The 3,902-nt window shown below is 36.2% G+C and carries 6 protein-coding genes; 1 reads left to right on the forward strand and 5 read right to left on the reverse strand.

Features of this window, described 5'->3' with window-relative positions; translation table 11 throughout:
• Window positions 1-244: 244 nt before the first annotated feature.
• From DW677_RS17710 to DW677_RS17720, 3 genes are all read right to left on the reverse strand, one after another.
• Window positions 245-1,639, reverse strand: a complete 1,395-nt coding sequence (locus DW677_RS17710) for a hypothetical protein (RefSeq protein ID WP_117567924.1) — start codon at window positions 1,637-1,639, stop codon at window positions 245-247.
• 34 nt (window positions 1,640-1,673) lie between these two features.
• A complete protein-coding gene (locus DW677_RS17715) occupies window positions 1,674-2,339 on the reverse strand; it encodes a hypothetical protein (RefSeq protein ID WP_117553188.1) in 666 nt (221 codons plus the stop codon).
• Window positions 2,340-2,439: 100 nt separating this feature from the next.
• On the reverse strand, window positions 2,440-2,802 hold the full coding sequence (locus DW677_RS17720; protein WP_330593135.1) for a hypothetical protein: 363 nt from the start codon (window positions 2,800-2,802) through the stop codon (window positions 2,440-2,442).
• 168 nt (window positions 2,803-2,970) lie between these two features.
• On the opposite strand from DW677_RS17720, the gene DW677_RS17725 reads away from it, so the two are divergent.
• Window positions 2,971-3,177, forward strand: coding sequence for a helix-turn-helix transcriptional regulator (locus tag DW677_RS17725; RefSeq protein ID WP_035779437.1), 207 nt, complete (start codon window positions 2,971-2,973; stop codon window positions 3,175-3,177).
• Window positions 3,178-3,229: 52 nt separating this feature from the next.
• On the opposite strand, the gene DW677_RS17730 is transcribed toward DW677_RS17725, so the two are convergent.
• Window positions 3,230-3,559 carry a DUF6050 family protein gene (locus tag DW677_RS17730; protein WP_117567925.1) on the reverse strand — a complete coding sequence of 110 codons (330 nt, stop codon included), beginning with the start codon at window positions 3,557-3,559 and terminating at the stop codon, window positions 3,230-3,232.
• Window positions 3,540-3,902, reverse strand: a 363-nt coding sequence (locus tag DW677_RS17735; RefSeq protein ID WP_242992250.1) for a DUF6017 domain-containing protein, incomplete at its 5' end; no start/stop codon positions are given. The genes DW677_RS17730 and DW677_RS17735, both read right to left, overlap by 20 nt.

Here is a 3,902-nt window from a genome sequence, read left to right on the forward strand (position 1 = left end):
TCTGCGTTACTTCCTCTTGCATAAGTACCTCCGATCTGCATCTTCCTGTGCGTATGCTTCGCTAAGGCGGAACATACAGCCGATGTAATAAATACCTCATAATTCTCCTTTCCGCTTCTGGACATCGTGTCCAAAAGCAATAAAAAAAGGCAGCTACAAATCTCTCGACTTATAACTGCCCTGACGCTGTTTCTTTTATAATCTGTTTCAAATCAGCAACTTCAAACTTACTTTGAAATTTTGATTACCAATTTCTTATTTTACATGCCCCCAACTTAATCAATTCACTATACTTTTCTTCACGTAACATTTCTTCAAGCTTTTCCCTCATATTCACTTCTTTTGAATCAATCTTCCTTGTATTAAATAGATTGATAATGAACTGTTCAACAACTTTATCATCTAAAGTTTGAATTTCACTTTCCCCAAATTTATAAAGAATGTAATAGTAAAAGATGCTATGTTCTCCTATATTTTCTCCATTTATCTTTATTTCATCACTTCCAATATTGTCCTCAACAAATCTTTTAAGCCCTCTCTTATGAATGACATCCGTATTTAATAAGTCTTGTAATTGATTTAGTACAAAATCAACCACATATTGATTACCACCATGAATTCCTGCCACTCCTTTACCCAATATATGACGAATATCTAAAACAAAGAGATTATAGTTAATATGTTGATTTTGGGGCATCATTACATGACATTGCAATCCCCCAATTTCCTGTGCCGGAAAATCAGTACTCTCACTCATTCCATTAATCATGTCTGAAACAATATCATTATAGTCATGAACACATAAACATTCACGCTCTCTATTTCCTGAACCATCAATGTTAATCTTTTGCAATATGCAATTATTCTCACAAAATGTTGGTATATGTTTACATACCTTTATATCATATACTGCAACTCCAAAAATATCCACTAATACACTAATGCCACCTTGATTATCAATATAAGCTAACATAGCATGACTTCCATCATGACAAAATTCGCTAAATTTGTCGAGTAGCATTTTATCTGTGACCATTTTTACAACTTGGTCATTGCCACCGTCTAGAATATAGGCTATTATATCTGAAAAATCCTCGTATTTATCTTCCACTTTATTTTTCAGACAATACCATTCATATGCGATCTTCGCCACTTGCCTATGCATCGCTTCACTAAAAAAGACCTCATACTTAAGTGGAATATGTGATTCTATCACTTGAGTATTTATATCTATTTGTTCAATATCGCCTTTATTAGTCTTTTTTGATTTTGCTATCTGTTCAATCTTTTCATACGGTCCAAATGCTGACTCATTATTCTCACTCCACAGAATTTTCTTGTTTATAAAATCATGTTCTTTGACCACCTTTTTATCATGATATCGTATCCCTGCAATCACATAATCTGCTTCATAAGTCGGAAAATGATTACTTTTTTTCGATTTAATATTTAAATAATTCAATAGAAAGGCTAATTTCTCAGCCACCTCTGATTCAAATTTTTTTGTCATTCCACTATTATGCTCCACATGACACACACACTTGTTTATTATCCTTGATGCGGTTAATGCATCTGGTATAATATCTGAATCAGACAAATCTTTGGAAGTTCCACAATAAATACATTTTGGTTCACCCATATTTTTTTCTCTCCCTTTCGTAACGCATAACTTTTTAATAATTATCAACAATATTATCTAAAATCACCGATAAAAAATCTGCATACATCATTCCATCTTTTATCTTTACATCATCCAGCATCAATGCCTGAAACAAAACATCACCCACATTCTCCAGTCTTACCATTTCATATTCTTTTTCAGTAAAACCTTCCACCTGCCAATCCTGCACAGCAGCTTCTTTTCTTGCCACCAGACAATGCGTATATAGTGCCATGATATATTTATCCGACATCAGAAAGGCGTATGTTTCGTTCCCCTGATATGTATATCGGCACTTTTCCAGATTTTCTTGCGGTATATCAAAATAACATCTGACCGTTTCCAAATATACATCTCCATTATACTGCGGCTTTAGCTTCTTTGCATACCTTCTGATTGTTGCAAATATATTATTTCTTTCCATAGCTGTCTTGGTTCTCTTAAATACGGGCTTTTTCCCTCGCAAGTCCATATAAACATTATTAAGGATAGTCTTTCCGGCATACTGCTTGTAATCACCTATCCGTAACAAATACGATAATACCTCCAGCAGTTTCTCCTTTGATGTTATCTCCTGATACGAATAATCTCCAAATTCAATATGATCCAGCTTCAAAGGGCAGCTCCCCTTCGCTATCTCACGCTCCATTACCCTGTTAATATCTCTCATTGATTCCATCTATATATCTCTCCTTCCCGCTTCTGGACATCGTGTCCAAAAGCACAAAAAAAGCAGCTACAAGTATTTCACTCATAACTGCCCTAACGCTGTTACCTGATTATTCTATTCCTGCCGTTTTTGCAAATCCGGCTTTTCTATTCATAAGTTCCTCTTGTTTCTCCTTTGGCAGACACTGGAATATCTCATTATATCCCATTCCTGCCATTGGTGTTCCTTTTGCCAGAAGGAACAGCTGCGTGTCAAACCATTCCTCCCACAAGTTTTCAAACATGCTCCGGCTATCCGTAAAGGTAATTGCATCTTCAAAACCTTGCGGTGGTCTATAATACTGTAACTTGACAAAACCATATCTTCCAGCATCCACAACAAGTATATTTTCAATCTCATACAGCTCTGCAAAAGCATCTGCAACTTTTCTGCATTTCTCCCTTTCATCGTCTGTAATGTATTTTTCTTTCACGATTAACCATCCTCCTGTTTCAAAACCACACTACCTGCATCTATATCCTCATTCTTCTGAAATAATCATTATCGTTTTTACCATTTGCATATTTTATGGTGCATACACGCACCATATTATTATAAGTTCCCTGCCATTAAAATACAAGGTAGGAAAGGAGTTGCCTGTATGATTAAATACGATCCCCTTTGGCAAACGCTTAAGGCTAAAAACATCAGTCAGTACCAGCTCATTAAAGACTATGGCATTGACAAAGCACAGCTTCAGCGGCTCCGGCAAAATATGGTAGTAAAGACCATTATTCTGAACAGGCTATGTCAGATACTTGACTGCCGGATTGAAGATATTATGGAATATGTTCCAGATGACAAGTAGAGGTATTGTTTATGATTGATTGACAATGCCTTTTTTGTTGCTCTTTTTTCTTTTACACCTTTGGACATTGTGTCCAGAAGTGTCCTGCTATTACTTTTATTATCTCCGTAAATATAACGATAATCCTCACAAGAACAATAATACCACCAATCAGACCTCCAACGATACAATTCAGTGCCAGTATTCCCATACTTCCTGCAATACCAAAATTCTTCGGCACAAGGAACATGCACATTTTTCTGATACCATAGGGACATCCTACCAAAATCCAATAAAGGAAATAATCAAACCCATCTTCTTTATTGCAAACCGGATAACAGGTAATCATCCACAGAACAAGAACGCATACCGGAATAATTATTTTAAACAATGCCTTTTTCATGCCAGCCACCTCCGTACATATCGTGCTGCACTTCCTGCTGATAATAATGGTTTATCGTTGAGGGTGCGTTATAAAGAGCAGTAACCATATATGCCTTGATATTTGTTATTTTCGTATTCGTATCGTGCATACAGCCAATCACATACTCCAGATGTCCACTGTTCAGCTTCAGGAATTTAGATTTTACAAGCTCATAAGGATAATCCTCCCCTGCAATCCGGATTGTTGTACGCTTTACGCATACAACCTCACAGATAACCTCAAAGAGCTCCTCATACAAAGCCTTGTTCTGCCAGTCATCGTACTTCATGTGATGCTCATATTCGATGTTATCCTTAATCAG

The organism is Clostridium sp. AM25-23AC (genome assembly GCF_003435125.1).
GTDB classification, from domain to species: Bacteria; Bacillota; Clostridia; order Lachnospirales; family Lachnospiraceae; genus Pilosibacter; species Pilosibacter fragilis.